Origin of the sequence: Flammeovirga sp. EKP202 (genome assembly GCF_014534745.1) — a bacterium.
Classification (GTDB): Bacteria; Bacteroidota; Bacteroidia; order Cytophagales; family Flammeovirgaceae; genus Flammeovirga.
Window position 1 is genome coordinate 121,876 of the sequence record NZ_JACVVP010000015.1, and the last position, 20,255, is coordinate 142,130.

Sequence of the window (20,255 nt, forward strand, 5' to 3'; positions counted from 1 at the left end):
GCTTGGTTAATAATTAGAGTTCATAATTTCAAGAGCTTGAGATGCACTATTAATCGCGTTATATATCTCATGCTTTCTGTTAAGTTTTGCTCGTTCCTTTAAAGAAGTAGTCACATATCTAAAAGTCTTTTCAAAGGATTTGTACTCTGAAATTGGCATCATTTGAACTGCTCTTATAGCATACCATGCTATGAACGCATTGTCCGATTTGCCATGATTTTGTAATACTTTTTTGGCTTTTATATCATGTTTCATTCGATATAAAATTGTCGCTGCTTCTATTTGATTAAATAGATTTTCATCTTCAAGAAGCTTTTCAATTTTTGTTAAGTCTTCCAGATCCAATTCTTGAGCTCTAAGCCCTACCAATGCCCAATAACGTTGCATTGGTACAGATGAAGCCAAATAGGCCAATTGTTTGTCTTTATAATAATTACCTCTTCCAGAAAGTTCAGCTACATGAAGTATGTTTTCCAAAGGATACACTTTATCATCCGCCATTGCTTCAAACGGATTGCTTCCTTTTGCTAAACGGTCCATCTGTCCTGCAGGGATAAAATGTAAATCTCTTTGATTCAATATTTCATTTTTATTTATTGATCTGAGTTTTGCCAAAACGTCTTGATACTCTTCCTCATTCGACAAATCATTTACATTCCATTTGTCCTTTTGGTTATCAAATAACCACTCTGCTTTTTTTCCTGTCCCTAGTACTTGGTATTGAACATTATTCAATGTTTTTTCCTTCGTATCCTTATGCATTTTTTTCAAAATAGCTGCATTATCAGAATACTTGTGCCATTGTACAATAGGGTAGTCAGTCATATAATTTCTCACATAAGTGTATCGACCATCTGTAACCGTTCTCACTTGATCAATCACTTCTCCACAACCATCACGACCTCCCCACACATACTGACGTTGGTAGTTTTGACCAAAAATATTTTCACCCTTCATATACTGAGGTTTTTCAACTCCTGCCAAAGACAATACCGATGGTGCTAAATCCTCAAACGAAATGACTCTATTCTCAAATTCCTCTTTTTCTGCTGCAAGTAGATGTTTATACTTTTGGGGAATATGGACAAACATTGGTACTTGATGTCCTAAGTTCAAACCCGCTCCTTTGAATCGGGGTAAGCCTTCTCCATGATCCGCAAATACAAAAATGATTGTGTTGTCAAAAAGTCCGTCTTCTTTTAAGCGAGTGATGATTTCTCCGATTTTTTTATCTGTAAGTGTAATACAATCATACATTCTTGCCATATACGACCTCATTTCATCATTGTCAGCATAAAATGGAGGCAACTCAATACTTTCTGGTTTTGTGAGCTCTACTTCCGATAAAACATTTCTTACTTTTTTCTCATAAAAAGCATGAGGGTTTACCATAGTGTAAGACTCATGAGATGTCATTAGATTAAAAACAGAGAAAAAGGGTTGTTCACTATCAGTTCTATCCCACCACCCTGTTTTACTCTTACTAAAGTCCCAGGCTTCTTTTACCTTATTTTTTTCTTCTGCTAAGTTGTAATCTGTTTTATTATTATTCGTTGTAAAATAACCCGCTTTCTTTAAGAAGTAGGGAAATGCTTTAACATCAGAAGGTATTTCTATGGTACTTCTATGATTGGCTGTCCCTAATCGGTTGGCATGAATACCTGTGATGATACATGACCTTGAGGGCGAACAAACTGTTGCGGTAGAAAAAGCATTATTCATCTTGAAACCTTCTCTTGCTAAAGCGTCCATATTCGGTGTTTTTGCCAGTTTATTGCCATAAGCACCTATAAAATGAGGAGAAGTATCCTCTAGTGTAATCCAAAGTATATTAGGTTTTGAATTATCCTCCTCATTAGGAAGAGATGTAGAATTGCCAGTGCAAGACCACATTAGAATACATAAAAAGTAAAGTAAATATCTAACAATATGCATAGTTTAAATTTGTATCCAATTCTTGATTTCTTATCAGGTTTTTAAAAACAAGGAGCCTAAGAAGCTCCTTGTTTTTTCTTCTTTTTTATTTTTTACCTTAAAAAATTACTACCAGCCAGGATTCTGGCCTAAACTAGGGTTAGTCACACTTTCCTGAAATGGAATCGGCCAAATATATTGACGTTCAGGAAACACTCTATTTAATAATATGTTGTGATTGTCTATAACATGATCGTACGTCGGCAATCCGTTTTCATCAAATTCAGGAATGGCAGAGAACATATTACTTTCTTCTGAAAGTCCTTCTGTCTTGATTCCGATCATAGGGCGGTTTAATGCCACATCCGCCAAGTTCCAACGTATTAAGTCCATATATCGTAAACCTTCGTTCGCTAATTCAACTCTTCTTTCTCTACGAATAATTTCTCTTAATTCTTGTGCATTTGTTGTTACCACTTCAGGATAAGTTCCTCCTTCCGCAATTTCTTGAGCATAGGCTCTCTGACGTACACGGTTGATCGCATCTAATACTGACTGATCAATTTGGCCCAATTCTAATTTTGCTTCTGCATAAATCAATAGGGTTTCAGCAAATCGATAAAGAATAATATCAACATCAACGATATCAAAACTACCTCTCATGGCATCAGAAAAACCTTTCTTGAATAAAAGTCCACAAGGGTTAGCTGAACCTTGAGTGTTGGATAACCAAGAGTCCATGTTCTTAATACTCTTCTCTTGTTGAATATCCCATGTTTCCTTTTTGAAAGGTTCCCAATACAAATCCATTAAAGAATCTCCTGGAGTAAGAATACTCATCTTCAAACGAGGGTCTCTGTTCTCAAAAGGATTCAGATAGCTATATGAAGCTGCGTCATCATCAATACGTAACCCTTCAGCAGTTTCATAACTATCAATCAGCTCATATGTAGGAGTTGTTGAAGCGAACCCTCCAGCATTCCTCTGAATATCATATTGGATATTTCTCTTTTCACCATAAGCTGATGATTGAGGTAAAGCAATGATAATCTCATTTGCTTGTTGACCTTGTTCTAAAAACAATTCACCATAATTAGGGTATAATTCAAATCTACCATAATCCATCAATGCTTGGGCTGCTTCAGCTGCTACTTCATAACGATTTGTATACAATGCATAACGAGATTTAATAGCTAATGCACTTGCCTTCGTGAAACGTTGTACATCTGCATCTCCATAAGCTTCTGGAAGAAATTCGATAGCAAAGTCCAAATCTTCCATTGCTTGATCGATAATTACTTCTTTATCTGTACGACGAATATCATAAGCTTCTTCCAATGGAACGGGCTCTAACAATAATGGAACATCGCCATAGTGTGTCGCCAAATACAAATATTGATGAGCTCTTGTTAATAATGCTTCTGCTCTATATTGCATCCATACATCCTCTGGTGTTACATTTTCAGCTCTATGCATATAATGAAGCATCATGTTTGCCCGAGTGATGGATTTATAACAATCAGCCCATCTGTTTTTAAAAATTCCTGACTGAGAAGTAGAAGTACCTTTATACAATTCATGTCCTGTACCTGATCTTGCAAATACATTATCAGAGTACTTATCAGTATCAGTAGGGAACATAAAATCTCTGTAGAATTCATTTGCTGCTACTTGCAACTCCGCTTCTGTTGAATAAAAGTCACCTGTAGATGGAGAGGTTCTTGAATACAGATCCAAATCTCTGCAAGAAGTATTAAACAAAACCAGTGCAGCTACGGCTATATTTCTTAGATTAAAAATTTTTGTCATCATTTTCATTTTTTAGAATTTCAAACTGACACCTGTCATATAAGTAGTCACCAATGGGTAATCAGATGATGAGATTTCTGGATCCCAACCTTTTGGCATATGGTTAAATGACCATAAATCATTTACTGAAGCATAAATTCTAAACTTCTTCACTCCTACTTTCTTAAGTAGTGACTTTGGTAATGTATAACCTAAAGTGATGTTCTTGATCCTCATGTAAGCACCATTCACTAACCAAAAATCAGATTTCTGATAGTTTGATTTAGAACCTTGATCTGAAAGTCTAGGATAAGTAGCTCCAGTATTTTCTGGTGTCCAGTAGTTTCCTGCAATATATGCTGGATAGTTTCTAAATGAACCACTAAAAGGCTGAACCTGTGCGTTTGATAACATTACATCTGTTTTACCTACTCCTTGTAGTACTAATCCGAAATCTAAGTTTTTGTAATTTACATTGAAGTTCGCTCCAAATGTATATCTTGGAAGAGAACTACCAATCACTACTCTATCTTCTTCAGCATTGATCATATCGCTTTCTCCACCCGGTTGCTTTTTATAACGAATATCTCCTGGCTGTTCTTGACCTGTCAATTTTGCATGATCTGCATGATCATCACCAAAGTAACCTAAGTTCTCATAGCCATACCATGCCTTATACTCTTGTCCTTCCATCGTGACTTGATTACCTAGTTGGTTCGCTCCTTTCATATCAACCACTGTATTTTTGTTGTCTGATAAGTTGAAACCGATTGAATAAGTAAGGTCGTCATTAATAATATCTCTCCAACTCATAGAAATTTCCCATCCTTGGTTATCTACCACACCTGCATTTTGTAAAGGTGGATTCGCATAACCTAAGTAAAGTGGAATATCTAGTTTCAATAAGATATCATAAGTTGTTTTGTAATACCAATCAAAATTCACATTTAAACGGTCATCTAAGAAGGCTGCATCAAAACCAAAATCATAACCTTCAGTAGTTTCCCAAGTGATATTCTCAATGGCCATATCTTGCTGAGCGTAAGATGTTAGAGGAACTACTTCACCACCAGCATAAACATATGAATTTGATCTACTCATATTTGCTGTATAAGCATAGTTACCTACTCTTTGATTTCCTAAACGTCCCCAAGAGCCTCTAACTTTCAAATTAGACAACCAATCTACACTGTTTAAAAATTCTTCGTTCGAAATATTCCATCCGGCTGAAACTGAAGGGAAGAATCCCCATCTATGATCTGGATGGAACCTTGAAGAACCGTCATATCTAATATTAGATTGAACATAGTATCTGTTCTTGTAGTTGTATGAAACTCTTGCAAAAAGTGAAGAAAGTGCATTTTCATTTTGTCCACCTTTGTTACTCCACATATCCACATTACCTGCGTTTATTTCATCATAATCAGGTAATACAAAACCAATACGTTCTGCCTCTAACGTCTTTTCTCTGTAGTAATTACTTTCATAACCTGCTAAAATTGAGAAGCTATGCTTATTAATTTTTTTATTGTAAGTAATTGTGTATTGCTGGTTGATTGAATAAGACTCTTTACGATTATCTGTTAATTTATCTTGGCTTTTACCTGTATTTCCTATCCAATTACCTTCAAGGTCATAATAGTCAATCACTTTCAACATACTTTTTGTATTGTTGAAATTAAACTTTGGAGCTAACTGAGCAGAAACTGTTAAATCTTTGATCGGCTCAAAATCTAATCTTGCTCTGAATCTTGCAAAGTTCGTTTGATTATCTTTGTAACCACCTTTATTTACGAAAGCGACAGGGTTTTGACCATCTTTACCATCGGCAAAAGTACCATCACTCCAATAAGCAGGATAGAAAGAAGGAAGAGTTCTAGCACTAGAATAGAATGAGTTAGAATGATGTCCTTCATTAGGTTGTTCTTTGTTGCTTTGTCTTAAGTACATATCCAAAGCTCCTTTCAACTTGTTATTGATCTTAATATTGTTATTCAATTGTAAAGTATATCTCTCCCAATTATAATTAGGTATTAATCCTTCTTGAGATGAATAACCAAAAGACATTTTTGATCGCACTACATCATTACCACCAGCAATTGAAAAATTATGTCTTTGTTGCACTGCATTATTTTTCAATAGCTCACCTTGCCAATCAGTATTGGGGTATAAATCAGGGTTAACAGCTGAATTATCTCTATAGTTATCAATATAATAGGGATCCCAAAGTGGTGCTAAACCATCGTTTTCTTTATACTCATTTTGCATTCTGAAATAATCCTGAACACCTACCATTTCAGGTAATGTAGTTGGTCTTTGAATTCCCACATCACCACTATAAGTAACTGTTAATTCTCCTTCCTTAGCTCTTTTTGTTGTAATGATAATCACACCTGCGGCAGCTCTTGAACCATAGATTGCAGCCGAAGCAGCATCCTTTAAAACGGTTAATGATTGAACATCTTCAGGATCTACATCATCAATATCACCAGGAGCACCATCAATCATTACCAATGGACTACTGTTATTTAAAGTCGTTTGCCCTCTAATGAGGATATCACCCGTAGAACCAGGAGCTCCACTATCTCTAGTCACTGTTACACCCGGAATTGATCCTTGAAGTGCCTGTGATAATTGAGGAGTTTTTCTTTCTGCAATAACTTCAGCATCTACTGTTGCTACTGCACCTGTTAAATCCGCTTTTTTCTGCGTACCGTAACCAATAATTACGACTTCATTCAGTTGTTCTTGTGCTTCTATAAGCACAATGTGTAATTCTGTACTTGTCCCTACATTTACTATTTTATCTTCGTATCCGATGGATGTTACAATGATTTTTGAATTTGCTGGTACTCCCAATTTAAAACCTCCATCAAAGTTTGTCATTGTTCCTGTTGTTGAACCTGCAATAATAATGTTAGCTCCGATAACCGGAATTCCATCAGGGTCTTTGACCGTTCCTGAAATTGTTATCTGTTCCTGTTGTTGCGCTATGGCAGTATTCCAAAGGAAAACTCCCATCATACTAAGTAATAATATGCGCCATTTCATCAATACTGTAATCGGCATAAACTCTTCTTTAAAAAAATTAGCGAAAAAGTTAAAAATTGTGTTGTCGGCAATTTTTACGTTATCTGTTATAATCAATGCCTGCCTTTAATTATATTGCTAATATAGCAATTTAGTATGTACTTTCAACACTAATTATAAAAAAATGTTATTTAAATGAGAAAATTTTAGCTAATACACCCTAAAAATGAATTTGTGTTCACTATATATTAAAAATAGGGCCAAACTTCCTTCTACAGGCCAAATCAAAGACAACTATATAGCTGATGTACTTTAATCGATATCTTTAAAAGATGTAAAGTACCAAGACAAAATTATATACCACTAATTCCATTTATTGTTTTGCGATTACTTCCTTCAAAAAACGCTAAATAGAACCACTATTCATACGTTTTTTAGCGTTGTACTCCCAAAAAATAAATAAGAATTAGTTATCATTTATTTTTGACTTAGTACTAAGAACATTTTAAATAATGATTTTTATTTTTTTAGTAAAGTGAGTTTAAAATTAATGAGACATGTAACTGTTGTATCAATTAATAAAAGAGGCAGCTGATTATTATAAATAAAAAGCTGCCAGTTTAATTTGCTTAACTACTATTTTGTATTTATTACTACGTTAATGGTTCTTCTTTTTACCACGTTGGAATGGTGGCCTATAATTTTCTTTGGAAGGCTTCATTGCTAAACGGGCATTCGTTTTATCCATCCATTGTTGCAAATCACTTAGAAGTCTATCTCTTACTTCATTATTTTTTAATGCTAGATTATTGGACTCCGAAATATCCTCTTTGATATTGTAAAGTTCTACCATGTTATTTTCATTGATTCGATCCACTCCTCCATCAAGAATATACTCTTCATGGAAGAATAATAATTTCCAATCTCCATTAATAACTACAGTAACAGGACGATTTCTAAAGTAAGAATCTCTTCCTCCTCTTTGATTTTTTCCATCCAGATAATTAGGATAGTGATAAAAGATAGAAGATCTCTTTAGAGTTTCCTCTTTACCATAAAACAGATCCTTTAAACTTTCTCCATCCAATATTTTATTTTTTGGAGTTTTCAATCCTGCCATATCTAAAAATGTTGGATAAAAATCTGTATTGACAACAGAAACGGTAGATGATGAACCTGCTTTTACTTTGGGCGGATACCAAACAACCATCGGTACTCTTATCCCTCCTTCATAAAGCATTCCTTTCACACCCCTCAATGGGTCTTGATGAATTTTCCCCAAAGAACCATTATCTGAAGTGAAAATAATGATGGTATTGTCATCAATTCCAAGTTCTTTGACTTTCTTCAAGATTGTCCCCAAACTTTCATCTGTATGTTTTACCATAGCTGCATAAGCGGGGTTGTTGTGTAATTCTCCTTTTTCTTTTGCTTGAAAATAGTCTATCATTTCTTGGCGTGCTTCCCATTTTGCATGTACAGCATGATGAGGTAAATAAAGGAAAAAAGGATTGTCTTTATTGTCTTCCATAAACGCACAAGCCTCATCTGTCAACTTATAAATATCCTTTGGATCATTTGTTTTCTTGAACTTGATTTCTTTGGGTTCAGTCGACTGATCCACCATAAAACCTTGTTCTGAAGCCTCTCCTGCAATGTGCCATTTGCCGAAAATTCCTGTCACGTAACCACCATCTTTTAGCGCTTCTGCCATGGTATAGTTGTCCAAAGAAAGTTCCCGATCAGGTACTGGTTCCAAACGCATTTTATCTTCAGGGCCTCTTTTGGCATCCCAAACGGCAATCTTACCATGACGAGGAGTGTACTGACCTGAGATCATTGAAGCTCTTGACGGAGCACAATTAGGGCCGGAAGAATAAGCATTATAAAACACCATTCCTTCTTTGGCCATCTGATCTAGATTAGGAGTTTCATGGTAATCAGATCCCATAAACGAAGGATCTTTCCATCCCATATCATCTACAAAAAATAAGATAATATTTGGCTTTTTCGGTTTCTTATCTGCTCCAAAAATTGTCAAAGAGCAACATATAAACAGCAATAATAGTGTGGTAACTCTTTTCATTGTATTAAATATTATCTACTGGAAAACGGAAAGTTTGATTGGGGATTCTAGCTGATTTAAACAACTCTTCTCCTTGTTTTACAATTTCCGGATTCTCTGCCGCAACATCGTTCTCTTCCCCTGGGTCTGAAGGTAAATGATACACTTCAATTTTACTTTTAGCTTTTTGCTTCAACTTGTTTTGTACAATTTTCCAATCTCCAATACGAATGGCTCTCGATCCTCCCCTTTCATGAAATTCCCAATAGAAATAATCATGTTTTTCCTGTTTTTGATCTTCACCTAATAAAGTTGGTAAGAAAGAAATACCATCAATGTTTGCTTTCTCTTCTATGTCTGCTCTCACAATATCAGCCAATGTTGGGAAAACGTCCCAAAATGCTGAAGGGTGATCTGTTTCTGTATTTTTCTTGATTACATTTGGCCAAGATACAATCATAGGTACTCGAATACCACCTTCGTAAAGATCTCTTTTAATCCCTCTGAAAGGACCATTAGAATTGAAAAACTTAGGGTCGGCACCTCCTGCTGAGTGTGGGCCATTGTCTGAAGAAAAGAAAATGATTGTATTCTCATCCAAACCATGCTCTTTCAATTTATCCATAATTTCGCCTACAGAGATGTCTAAATGATGCATCATAGTAGCAAATGCTGCCCTTGGATATTCTTGATCTGCATATGTTCCCATCATAAAACGTTGCTCATGCGTCAGATTTGGATTATGGTTTCTCTTGTTTACATACGGTTTACCTTTTGGATATACTTCCTTATAGTGTTGGAAAATGGAATCTTCTGGAGCTACAACTTCCGCGTGTGGAATGGTATAAGGCAGGTACAAGAAGAAGGGTTCATCTTTATTTTCATCAATAAAATTCAATGCCTGATCGTGAATTAGATGATGCGTATATTCTTTTTGACCTCCTTCTTCATTGCCCTCAAGCATTACTTTTTCACCGTTATGACGTAAATACAAAGGATAATATGTATGTGCTAATCGCTGACAGTTATAACCATAAAACTCATCAAATCCTTGATTATTTGGTGCTCCTTCAGAACCTGGATACCCTAATCCCCATTTTCCAAACATACCAGTTTTATAGCCTTTTGACTGCATCATTTTTGGCAATGAAGCAATATCAGCCGGAATTGGCACTTGACCTTCCGGCTTTACTTCTTTGTTTCCTCTGATAGGTGAGTGGCCCGTATGTAAACCGGTCATTAAAGTCGATCGCGAAGGAGCACAAACTGTACTTCCTGCGTAGTGACTATTGAATTTCATTCCACTTTGAGCCAATGCATCAATATTGGGAGTGGTAAATTTCTCTTGCCCATAGCAACTAAAATCGCCCCATCCTGCATCATCTACAAGAATAAAAACAATATTAGGTTGCTTAGTCAACGACTTCTTACCATCTTGACTTTGCTGATATTTATTCGTTGAACATGAACTGATTATACATGCTACGATGAATAAAAAATAATTGAAGTTGTTTTTCATATTTATTCTGTTTGTAATAATTCGTTTCTTTTTAATTTACTCCACAATTGTGGTAATAGATCTTGATTGAATAGAGAGCTTCCCTCCACACTTTTGGTGTTTTAAACTTTCTGTAGAAGAAGTGACATACACCTGTTTTTGTTTTTTGGAAGGCATTGTAATGTCATAAGGTTCATCTGCCAAATTTACAATGACAATCACAGTTTGTTTTTTGGATTGGTAAGCAGAAACTAATAGTTGGTCCTCGTCATACTGTCCTTCGAGTGCCGCAGTAATGCGTTGCATACCCGGACGTACAAATCTTGAATAATTACCCAACGCCCAAAGGCATTTTGAATCTTCCACAACTGTCATATCCTTTTTATCCACGTAAATTAAGCCATCCTTATAATCATAAGGACTTACTGCTATCCACCATTGCCATGAAGAAGCATTGGCAATCGTAAGATCATAATGCATTACTTTAGCGATATACAATGCCGGGTCAATTCCTAAATCTTTACCTTTTCCTTTTACTTCCTCATTATTTTCAAGCAAACAGTACTCACTTTGGTAAAAAGATAGATTTTTATAATCCTTCATTAAGTTTCCAATCACTTGGCGACTACTTTTTAATTTACTTAAAGGTGATGTAGTGAAGTAAGCGTGTGCTGAAAAAGTAGGCGAAACCGACTTTAAATCACCAATATAATTTGCACTTTCAGGATGGAAGAAATTCCATAGTTGATGGTCTCTGTCCGGACGATTTGAAGAAGGGTCGTACACGTAATTGTACTGAGCACTTTCCGCTACTTCAATCTTTGTCTTTAATTTATTTTGTTGGAAGGTTGCATCCATTTCTCTAATCACAGCTGCCATCTCTTCATTATGAGCAGCGGTTCCTTCTTGACCGTTTTTCTTTCCCCAATCCCATTGAGGTTCATTGAAAGGTGAAATTAGATTAAAATGGAGCTCTTCTTTTTCCATTTCAATTAAAAATTGGGCTAAAAAATGTGCATAATGGGAATAATTCTCTTTCGAAAGGTTTAATGAAGTTTCTCCATTTCCATGAGCAAGGTGATTTTTGGTAAGTGCAATTGGTGGTGAATTGGCAAATGCTGTAAAATGTTCAACTCCCAATTCTTTTGCTTTTTTGAGAAACCAAAGCTGACCTTCTTGATTTGTAATTTTCACTTCTTGGGTCAGTGAATCGTAAATTCCAAAAGACCTTCTCCACGGATCTTTAATCTCTGATGCATCCCCTTGAGCAGCACTACCAGCACCAATATTAAACCGCCATGTTGAAAGGCCAATACCTTTAGGAGATCCATCTTTTTCAAGTTCTTTTGAAAAAAGCCATTGTGCCATTTTCTTTTTTTCGGATTCCCCCCATTCTTTACCAACATATTGAATACTCCAAGCATCAGAAGCTCCAAAATGATCAATCAATTGATGACGTTCAGAAGTTTTGAGGTGAAGTTGGAGAGAAGAACTACTTTCTTGTGCCCAAAGTTGAACACAAGAAAGTAGTGTAATGAATATAACACTAAGTCTTTTCATTTCTTTTAATAACAGAATATTTCGTTAAATGAAACGATAGACTTTAGGGTTGAAATTATCTTCCGGAAGCCGCTTGAAAAGCTGATTGTATTTGAAGTGTTGTTTTCTTCAATAATTCAATCACTTCTTCATTGGAGTGGTTTCCATCAAAATCAGAAAGAGCTATTGCAATTTCATCTGCCGTGTTCACTCTTACTGCAACACTAGTCTTCTCGTTCTTGATAACACTATAACCATTCTCCTTATCTACTTTCAATTGGTCTAAATATTCTTGACTTAAGTTTAAGTCCTTAGCTACAAAATCCAAATCTGTTGGATCTCTATGTGCCAATAATATTTGTCCTATTGATGATTTTTCTAAAGGATAAACGGCCATTTTACCAATAGCTTCCATTGTTGACATACCCGGTGTCCAGTGATATAAATAAGAAACGTGGTTATTCCACAAAACACCAATTGCTACTACACAATTTAATTCCAAAAGTGGTTCAATGTACTTGAATGCAATCTGAAACACTTTAGAAGCATGTAGTGAATGTGCCGCTAAAACATGGACCGCCGCTCCTGGAATGTATCTTCTTTGGTTATCTTGATAAGTATAACCCAAAAAAGAAAGTGTTCTAAGAAGTCGGTTTACCTTAGTTTTTTCCATATTTAGCATTTCAGATATATCTTTCACTGAAGCCGGTTTGTCCAATACTGTTAATGTCTGCAACACCTCCAATCCATCAATTAAGCCCTGGATTGGTTGTGCCGGTCTTTTTGATCTAATCATAGTCAGTCCACTAATTAGAAAATTTTATTATATACTGCTGAATTATTTCTTGCAATGTACAAAATTGTGACAGCCTTTTATTAACTTATTTAATCAAAAAGAGGGGCAAAATTGTTTTTTTTTACAAAAACATCAACAATACGTTATTTCACTATTAGCAATAACATTTAATTACAAATAACATCAAATAATGCAACTGGAATTCTACTATCCTTGCGATCCAATTCAATCACTAACTTGGAAGTTTTAACCGGCTGATCCAACTTCACATCACATAATGTTGTATGGTTTGATACTGTTTGGAAAAGGCATTTCCCTGTCTCATCCTTGATTCTAAAAGATTCTACACAGTAAGGTACAATTGATTCTGGATGTCCAAATTGTGTACTTTCCATGGCGTGATCTAAATCGGCATCAAAGAACAATTTAATCGATGAAATCTCTTGTACTTCTTCCCACTCTAAAGTCAAAGTTGGGTAAGCATCATCTAATGCTGCAATCCATGCATTGGTTGATTGTACTGGACGAGTAACTCCTGACTCCAAGTTCTCTTTTTTACCAATGAACAAAGGTGTTTTTAATTGCATCGCGATATTTTGGCCTTCAGGACGACGTTGTGGTGTCCAGAATTCAAACCCATCAATCCCAATTTCCTTTGGTGGTTCTTGCTGCCCAAAATTAGAGACTGCTTTATTTTCTTTTCTAAATACTGATAAAATACCCGTGATTCTGTCCTCAGAATAATTCAATTGTAAATCCGCATTTGGAGCAAAACATACAAACACATAAGTGTCACCTAAAGCTGAAACATCAAACTTTAAATCAACAAAATGACGTCCTGCTTCCACTTCTGTTGATTGAATACCAATCACTTTTTCAGGCGTGAAGTTTGTCGCTTCAAGGCTTGCTTTTAATTCAACATCTACTGTTGTTTCCTTGGCAGCAATAACTGGAACTCTAAGAGAAAGTGTTTGCTGATCCCTTGTAATAGGCAACATCTGAGCAGATGGCATTTCTAACGTTTTCCAAATATTTGAAGACCTTAATTCTGTCAGGTTTAATTCTGAAGAAACAGAAACATTCGCTTTTGAAGAAATAAAACCAGATTTATCCAACTTAACATGAGGGATATAAGATGATTTTTCTAACAGTTTTTGTTGAATCTTCTCAATGTGTTCTTTTTCAATGGTTTCATAAGGAAGCACGTCATTTTGAATAGAATAAGCTGCCGCTACTGCTACTCCTTCTGCTGCTACTGCACTTGTCAACATCACTCTTGTAGAACCAAAAGCAACGTGAGAAACACTTACAATTCTACCTGCAAAAAATAGATTATCGATATCTCTACTTATAGCCGTTCGTAAAGGTATCTGATAAGTACCTTTTGAATGCCACTGAGTACAACTTGGAAGAGAGGAATACACGCCATCAGAAGGGTGCAAATCTAACGCCCAACCACCATGAGCAATCGCATCATCAAATCTTCTTTGTTCAATAATATCTTGCTGTTTCATCATGTACAACCCTTCAAAACGACGACTTTCACGCTTTCCAGGTACTGTACCAACCCACTCTAAGGTCATGTTTTCAGCTTCAGGGAATTTTCCTGAATTCTTGATATAATTCCAAATACCATATACAACTTTCCAAAGCTCATATTTGATATTTTCGGTCTCATGTATCGTATCTAAACGCCCTCCATATTCAATCCACCAATAATTACATCCTGTGTGATCGGCTTGAATATTTTTAAACCTAGGTAATTCCTCAATATCCTTCAATGCATAGGCTGGAGGTGTGAATTTCACTGGTTTGTCGGTGTTTTTGGTATAGAAGTAAATGGTATGTCCTAGAAGCTCACCATACTGCTCTACATTTGGAGCCATTTTTTCGCCGAACTCCTCAATGGTTTCGGCCCCCATTCTGAATGATGCACCGGCTAAGAAAGAAAGTACTCCGTCACCAGATGCGTCACAAAAGCGCTTTGCACTTAGGTTGTAAAGTGTTGAGTTTTGGCTGTTAAAAGCTTTTACAGATTGAATTTTTGTATCTTCATGAGTTACCTCAAAAGCTGAAGTATTCAATAGTAAAGTGATATTCTCTTCCTGCTTTACTTTTTCGATCAGAATTGTATCGAAAATTAAAGCATTACCTTCTCTATTTCTATAAAGGTTTTCTTCTAAAATTTCACCTGTCACACCTGTTTCTCTCGACCATCTATTGTTATTTCCCATGTGAGAAGTAGCTCCTAAAGCCCACAATCTCACCTCACTAGAAGCATTACCTCCCAATATTGGTCTATCTTGTACTAAAACAACTTTTACTCCTTGTCGAGCTGCTGTAATTGCGGCACAAGTACCTGATAGTCCTCCACCTACAATTAATAAATCCGTGTCAATAGCCACCTCTTTTAGGCTCCTATTTTTATTATAAGATTCCTGAATCATAATTCTCTCGTCTAGTTTTCCAACTAATTTTTTTGAATAACTCTCTATTCATTTATAATAATGAAGCTCCAGTGTTTGAAAATGTGATTCGCATTTCCAAAAGTGATAAGGCAGACACACCACTGGAGCTATTTCTTATTCTTTTAAATATTTAATAAACAATCATTTCTTTTTCTTCCTTGACTACATTATTTGCTTTTTTTAGTAAGCTATAAGCCAAAATGGCGATGATCACTCCTATACCGACTAACCATGTCCAGCCATCTTCTCCCGTTAGGGCAATTCCAAAAAAGAGCACACACACCGCAAATAATGAATAACTCATTACTTTCAAACTAAAAGCATTGGTTCCTGCTGTTTCAACCACTTCCTCACGTCTTTTTGCAATTTCATTCACTTGATGACTCACCATGCTATTTTTTGACATTTGAATCATTTCGTTGATTGCTAATAACGTAAATGGTACTACCACACCTATCAACATCTCAATTGCTCTACTTAATCCTTCCCAATCAATCACCATTGGCAGAATTTTAAGTAATACATTAATCAATAAACTTGCAATCGTAATTTTTATAATCTGTGATTTTCCTAATCTATCTGAAAACAAACTCCAAATTGGAGGAGCATAAAGGGAAGTACCCGTAACTGCACTAATACTCAAGACCACATTGACAATACCTCCAACTGATGGAACAAGTAATGCAACACCAATTGCAAACACTCCGCAGAAAATCGTCGCCATCCTGGCTACTTGTATTTTTTGTTTGTCTGATAAATTAGGTTTTAATTTTAAAACAATATCATTTGTGATCACAGCAGCTGAAATGTTCAATGAACCATTGACCGAACTTGCTGTTGCATATAACATTCCTCCGATCATTAATCCTAACATTCCTTCTGGAAGTACTTTTTGACACATCAATAAATAAGCACCTTCTATTTCTAAACCTGACAGGTTAGGATCTACTACCTTGTAAATCATTGGAGGTAGCATCCATAATATTGGACTGAAAATGTATAGCCCTCCAAATAAGTAAGCCACTTTTTTAGCTGCTTTAGGGGTAGAAACTGATGTATAACGTTGAACGTAAGCCCAGTTACCGCCTATGAAAATTGAATTATATACTCCAAATGACAAAAGGAATAATGGAGAATATTGTTTATTGACTAGACCAAAAAATCCTTCTGGAGAGTTTTTGACAAAATTGTCTACTCCATCTACATAATTCAATGCCAACGGAATCACAATAATAATTGCGGATAATAAAATTACAAATTGTAATACATCTGTCACCATCACGGCTTTTAATCCGCCAAGTGTGGTATATAAGATCATGAACACCCCCAACACCAAAATGCAGGTATAAATAGAGGCATCAAGTGAGACACTAATGATCTTTGCTACAGGGTATAAAAATGCACCTGTATATGCAAAAGACATCAATAAAAATAAATAAGTAAACACCTTTTGAGTATCTCCATCAAATCGAAATCTCAAATACTCCGCAACGGTAACAGCTCCTGTTTTATGCCATTTATCTACGATAAATTTACCTACTAAGAAGCCTGCTATACACATTGTCCATTGAATCGCTATTGCCACTGCACCATATTCATAAGCAATTGCACCCCATACTACAAAAGTTCCTGCTGAGAAAAAGCCCATGAAGAGTGACAAACCACTCATACCCCAAGGGACTGCTCCTCCCCCAGCGAAAAAACCTTTTAAATCTTTCTCTCTTGAAAATGTAATTCCTACACCTAATACAATTAGGGAAAAAATCAGTATCACTAAAAAATCAAACGCTCCCATCTTAAAAAACTAGTTTCTTTATTATATTGCTAATATAGCAATAATAGATTTAACTTTTAAATATTTATTCTACTATTTTAAATTTCTTACTTAAAAAATAGCACATTCTTGGAATTCTTCGATGTAAAGTATTACATTTCACATTGAACATACTGTAAATCATTGAGTAAACTACTCTTTTGAATCGAAAAATTCTGTCATTTGATATGAAAAAAGTCATCCCTTTATCATGTAAAATAATAAGGGATGACTCCTATCAACTTATAACCAACTATTTATTCGTTACTATAACTATTACTTGATCAATATTTTAAGATGATCAGAATTATTGGATGATCTGATGTAATAAACACCTTTTGGCAATTCTGATAGATCAATCACTTCTGAAGGTTCTTGAATTTCAATCGTCTTGACTTCTACTCCAACTCCATTGATTACGTGAATGATTTCTTGTGCTTTCAGGTTTCTGATCTGGAATAATCCGTTATTCGGGTTGGGATAAACTACTTGATCAAAAGCAGGAACATCAACACTAGTAATCGTCGAAGACTTAATTTCAAAAGTTTGACTGATTGCTACTGCGGCAAAAATCTCATCTGTTTCAGTCGTTGTCGCTTTTACAGTGACAGTACCTACTGCTTTTCCGACTAATTTTCCGTCTTCAATCACTGCAATTGAGGCATCGTCAACAATGTAATTAATTTCTTGTCCGTCATAAATTGAAAACGCGGTCAAGTTTACTTCTTCATTGACTTTAAGTGTTGTTACTTGTTCACTCCAATCAATTTCATCTTGATATTTCACTACAACAGCTTTTTCCAATCTTTCTGATTCCACAAACTCTTGATCGGCCTCAGCGTAGGCTATTACCGTGATGTTCCCCACTTCATTACCTCTCAATGAACTTCCTTCAAGAATTGCAGCATCAGAGTCTTCTTTCAGCAAGTATTTCACTTTTGACCCAGCGTTCGTTGCCAGTGAATAAGATCCACCTACGGCCAATTTAGAAATATCTTGATCCCAAGTGATAGTGTTTTCTCTTCTTGCATTAATTGTTTTGTTGAATGTAACTGGTATGTCATTCGCAGTATTTGTAGTCGCTGATATTTGAACGTTGCCTGTACCTACAATTGTAAGTAAGTTCGTCTCGCTTATTGTTGCAATACTCTCATTACTTGTAGCAAATGTTACAGGTTCTTCTGTTGATGAAGTCGCTTCCATTTGGAATTCATCTCCAACCATCATCACTCCTTCCTCTAAATTCCATTCGATTTCAGTATCATCTGCCGCATAAACTTCTAACTCAAACATACGCATTCTTGTATCGGTACCTTTGTCCAAATTGTTGACTTGAAGCTTTACTTTTTGAGCAGTTACCTTGTCAAAGAATTGAATATATTCGGGGTTTCTATTATCTGCCTCTTCTAAAACTTTCACCCAGTTGCCTTCAATTTCAACACTCAATTCAAAACCAACAATTGGATTACTGTAAACACCATCAGAACTACCTGTCCACATGCCTACACCCGTGATATCAAAAGGTTCTCCTAAATCTACCACTACTTCATGGGGTAAAGGAATTCCTTTTTCTGTAATCCAACGACTCGTTTTGTCAATTTTTTCACCATCCAGAAGATTGGTTGCAGGATATTTATCGTCTTGGTTCGTTACGGATTCAATTGTTTTTCCTTTGGCTACATTAACCAAAGCACCTGTTGCTACTTTAAATGATCTTACTACAGATGAAGCACAATCAAATTCTTCATTACCCATTTGGTAAGCTCTGATTTTTACTTGTCCTTCTCCAGAAAAAGTCATCACTCCGTCATTGATCACTGCAGGACCATCAACTACTTCATATTGTACATCTAAGCCCGAACTTGCTGTCGCTTTTAATGTATAAGTACTTCTTAGTAACTGATCATCAATTGATGCAAATTCAATCGTTTGAGGTTTCAATGAAGTAGCAGCTCCATTCGGGTCTAAAGTGATTTTTAATGTATTTACACTAAATGGAGAAGCATCAAATGAGATTTTATCCACTGCCTGTGAATAATTTACATTCATGACCTCTTCTATATCATAAGCTTGAGTACTTAACCATGATTGAACCGATGAAATACCTTGTACCGTTCCATTATCATTTAACTCAATTGAAATTGTCTGAGCTTCAGGAGCGATATTAGTAATATTCAGGTATACCACATTTTCATCTCCATCTCTCATTGCAAGTACACGTGTAAGGTCCATGTTTTTCATTCCCCTTTCCGGTAAACAATAAGAGCCAAGAGGAAAAGAGGATGTCAATTGTTTAAAGCCATCATACACTTTTGATTTTACAGGTGAACCACCTGAAGGCGTCTGAAGAAGAGCTGCGTTGTTGCCTGATGAATTATTGATATTGAAGATGAAAAAGTGATTCACTCCACCATTAATTGCGTCACTAATACGCATACCCATAGAAACATCACCAATATAATCAGGTTCTGATTGTTCGAAGATTTCATAAAGACCATCTCCTTTTTGTAGCTTACCTGTTTGCTCATTGTTTTGGAAAGGTAAACCATCAATGTAATCATAGATTTCTTTATAGTTTTTCTCATCCCATCCGTTTCTATATCCGTGTGTTGAAACGACATCGATCTCATCATATGCTTCAGGGATTTCTGCTTTCCATACGTCAAACCATTTGATTACACCTAAAACACTCCACTGACTTGTACCACCAATATGAGGCATTTTCATTCCTTTGGTATTGATAGAAGGGTCTTCAATCATTTCACGCAACTTAGGAATTGAATATTTATACAAACCACCATAGTAAACAGCAAAGCCTGTACCTCCTGGCTCATTGAGTACATCTAACTCATCAATGGTTACACCTCTGTCATGAAAACCTTCAATTACATCATAGTAATACTGAGCCATTTTATCATAAATCTCAGGGTCACTATCATCAAACTCCTTTTTCTTATCTGGATCTTTTCTCAAATCTTCAGGAATATCTTGCACACACATTTGTACTTTTATATCCGGGTTAATTTTTCGGATATCTTCCACAAAAGCAGTGAAATTATTGTATTGCTTCTCAGAGTCACCAGACGGCCTTCCATTTATATAATGCTTCACAAAGTCTAAGTGAATGTCTTCCGCAACCATTTTAGCCGCCAATAACCGATTCTCTTCAGACATGCTCAACCAGTGACCAATATAACTATCACAAGTACCTCCAGCACCCAAAAATTGTTGTTGTTTTTTACTTATGTCTACAGAAATACTCTGTGCCCACAAGTTTGAGGTCGCTAATAGTAAGCTACCCAATAAAAAAGTAAGTATTTTTCTCATCGTATTACGATTAAAAA

10 protein-coding genes are annotated in these 20,255 nt (G+C 35.8%); all 10 read right to left on the reverse strand.

The window, feature by feature from the left end; all coding sequences use genetic code 11:
- Positions 1-6: 6 nt before the first annotated feature.
- Complete coding sequence (locus IC221_RS11425; RefSeq protein ID WP_188169100.1) at positions 7-1,935, reverse strand: sulfatase; 1,929 nt, start codon at positions 1,933-1,935, stop codon at positions 7-9.
- A 108-nt stretch (positions 1,936-2,043) separates the two neighbouring features.
- Positions 2,044-3,726 (reverse strand): RagB/SusD family nutrient uptake outer membrane protein, encoded by a 1,683-nt coding sequence (locus IC221_RS11430; RefSeq protein WP_188169101.1) that lies wholly within the window; start codon positions 3,724-3,726, stop codon positions 2,044-2,046.
- Positions 3,727-3,735: 9 nt separating this feature from the next.
- Positions 3,736-6,849, reverse strand: a complete 3,114-nt coding sequence (locus IC221_RS11435; protein ID WP_223241358.1) for a TonB-dependent receptor — start codon at positions 6,847-6,849, stop codon at positions 3,736-3,738.
- A 541-nt stretch (positions 6,850-7,390) separates the two neighbouring features.
- On the reverse strand, positions 7,391-8,818 hold the full coding sequence (locus tag IC221_RS11440) for a sulfatase (protein ID WP_188169103.1): 1,428 nt from the start codon (positions 8,816-8,818) through the stop codon (positions 7,391-7,393).
- 4 nt (positions 8,819-8,822) lie between these two features.
- Positions 8,823-10,316 carry an arylsulfatase gene (locus IC221_RS11445; RefSeq protein WP_188169104.1) on the reverse strand — a complete coding sequence of 498 codons (1,494 nt, stop codon included), beginning with the start codon at positions 10,314-10,316 and terminating at the stop codon, positions 8,823-8,825.
- 36 nt (positions 10,317-10,352) lie between these two features.
- A complete protein-coding gene (locus IC221_RS11450; protein ID WP_188169105.1) occupies positions 10,353-11,855 on the reverse strand; it encodes a glycoside hydrolase in 1,503 nt (500 codons plus the stop codon).
- Positions 11,856-11,910: 55 nt separating this feature from the next.
- Entirely contained in the window at positions 11,911-12,630 is a 720-nt protein-coding gene (locus tag IC221_RS11455) for a helix-turn-helix domain-containing protein (RefSeq protein ID WP_188169106.1), read from the reverse strand.
- 167 nt (positions 12,631-12,797) lie between these two features.
- Complete coding sequence (locus tag IC221_RS11460) at positions 12,798-15,077, reverse strand: FAD-dependent oxidoreductase (protein WP_188169107.1); 2,280 nt, start codon at positions 15,075-15,077, stop codon at positions 12,798-12,800.
- 151 nt (positions 15,078-15,228) lie between these two features.
- Positions 15,229-16,893, reverse strand: a complete 1,665-nt coding sequence (locus IC221_RS11465) for a sodium:solute symporter family protein (RefSeq protein WP_188169108.1) — start codon at positions 16,891-16,893, stop codon at positions 15,229-15,231.
- A gap of 294 nt (positions 16,894-17,187) precedes the next feature.
- Positions 17,188-20,238, reverse strand: coding sequence for a discoidin domain-containing protein (locus IC221_RS11470; protein ID WP_188169109.1), 3,051 nt, complete (start codon positions 20,236-20,238; stop codon positions 17,188-17,190).
- Positions 20,239-20,255: the final 17 nt, after the last annotated feature.

Excerpts from the sequence above, each read along its gene's own strand:
- IC221_RS11425 (WP_188169100.1), bottom strand. The coding sequence starts at position 1,935 with ATGCATATTGTTAGATATTTACTTTACTTTTTATGTATTCTAATGTGG.
- IC221_RS11430 (WP_188169101.1), bottom strand. The coding sequence starts at position 3,726 with ATGATGACAAAAATTTTTAATCTAAGAAATATAGCCGTAGCTGCACTG.
- IC221_RS11440 (WP_188169103.1), bottom strand. The coding sequence starts at position 8,818 with ATGAAAAGAGTTACCACACTATTATTGCTGTTTATATGTTGCTCTTTG.
- IC221_RS11445 (WP_188169104.1), bottom strand. The coding sequence starts at position 10,316 with ATGAAAAACAACTTCAATTATTTTTTATTCATCGTAGCATGTATAATC.
- IC221_RS11450 (WP_188169105.1), bottom strand. The coding sequence starts at position 11,855 with ATGAAAAGACTTAGTGTTATATTCATTACACTACTTTCTTGTGTTCAA.
- IC221_RS11455 (WP_188169106.1), bottom strand. The coding sequence starts at position 12,630 with ATGATTAGATCAAAAAGACCGGCACAACCAATCCAGGGCTTAATTGAT.
- IC221_RS11460 (WP_188169107.1), bottom strand. The coding sequence starts at position 15,077 with ATGATTCAGGAATCTTATAATAAAAATAGGAGCCTAAAAGAGGTGGCT.
- IC221_RS11465 (WP_188169108.1), bottom strand. The coding sequence starts at position 16,893 with ATGGGAGCGTTTGATTTTTTAGTGATACTGATTTTTTCCCTAATTGTA.
- IC221_RS11470 (WP_188169109.1), bottom strand. The coding sequence starts at position 20,238 with ATGAGAAAAATACTTACTTTTTTATTGGGTAGCTTACTATTAGCGACC.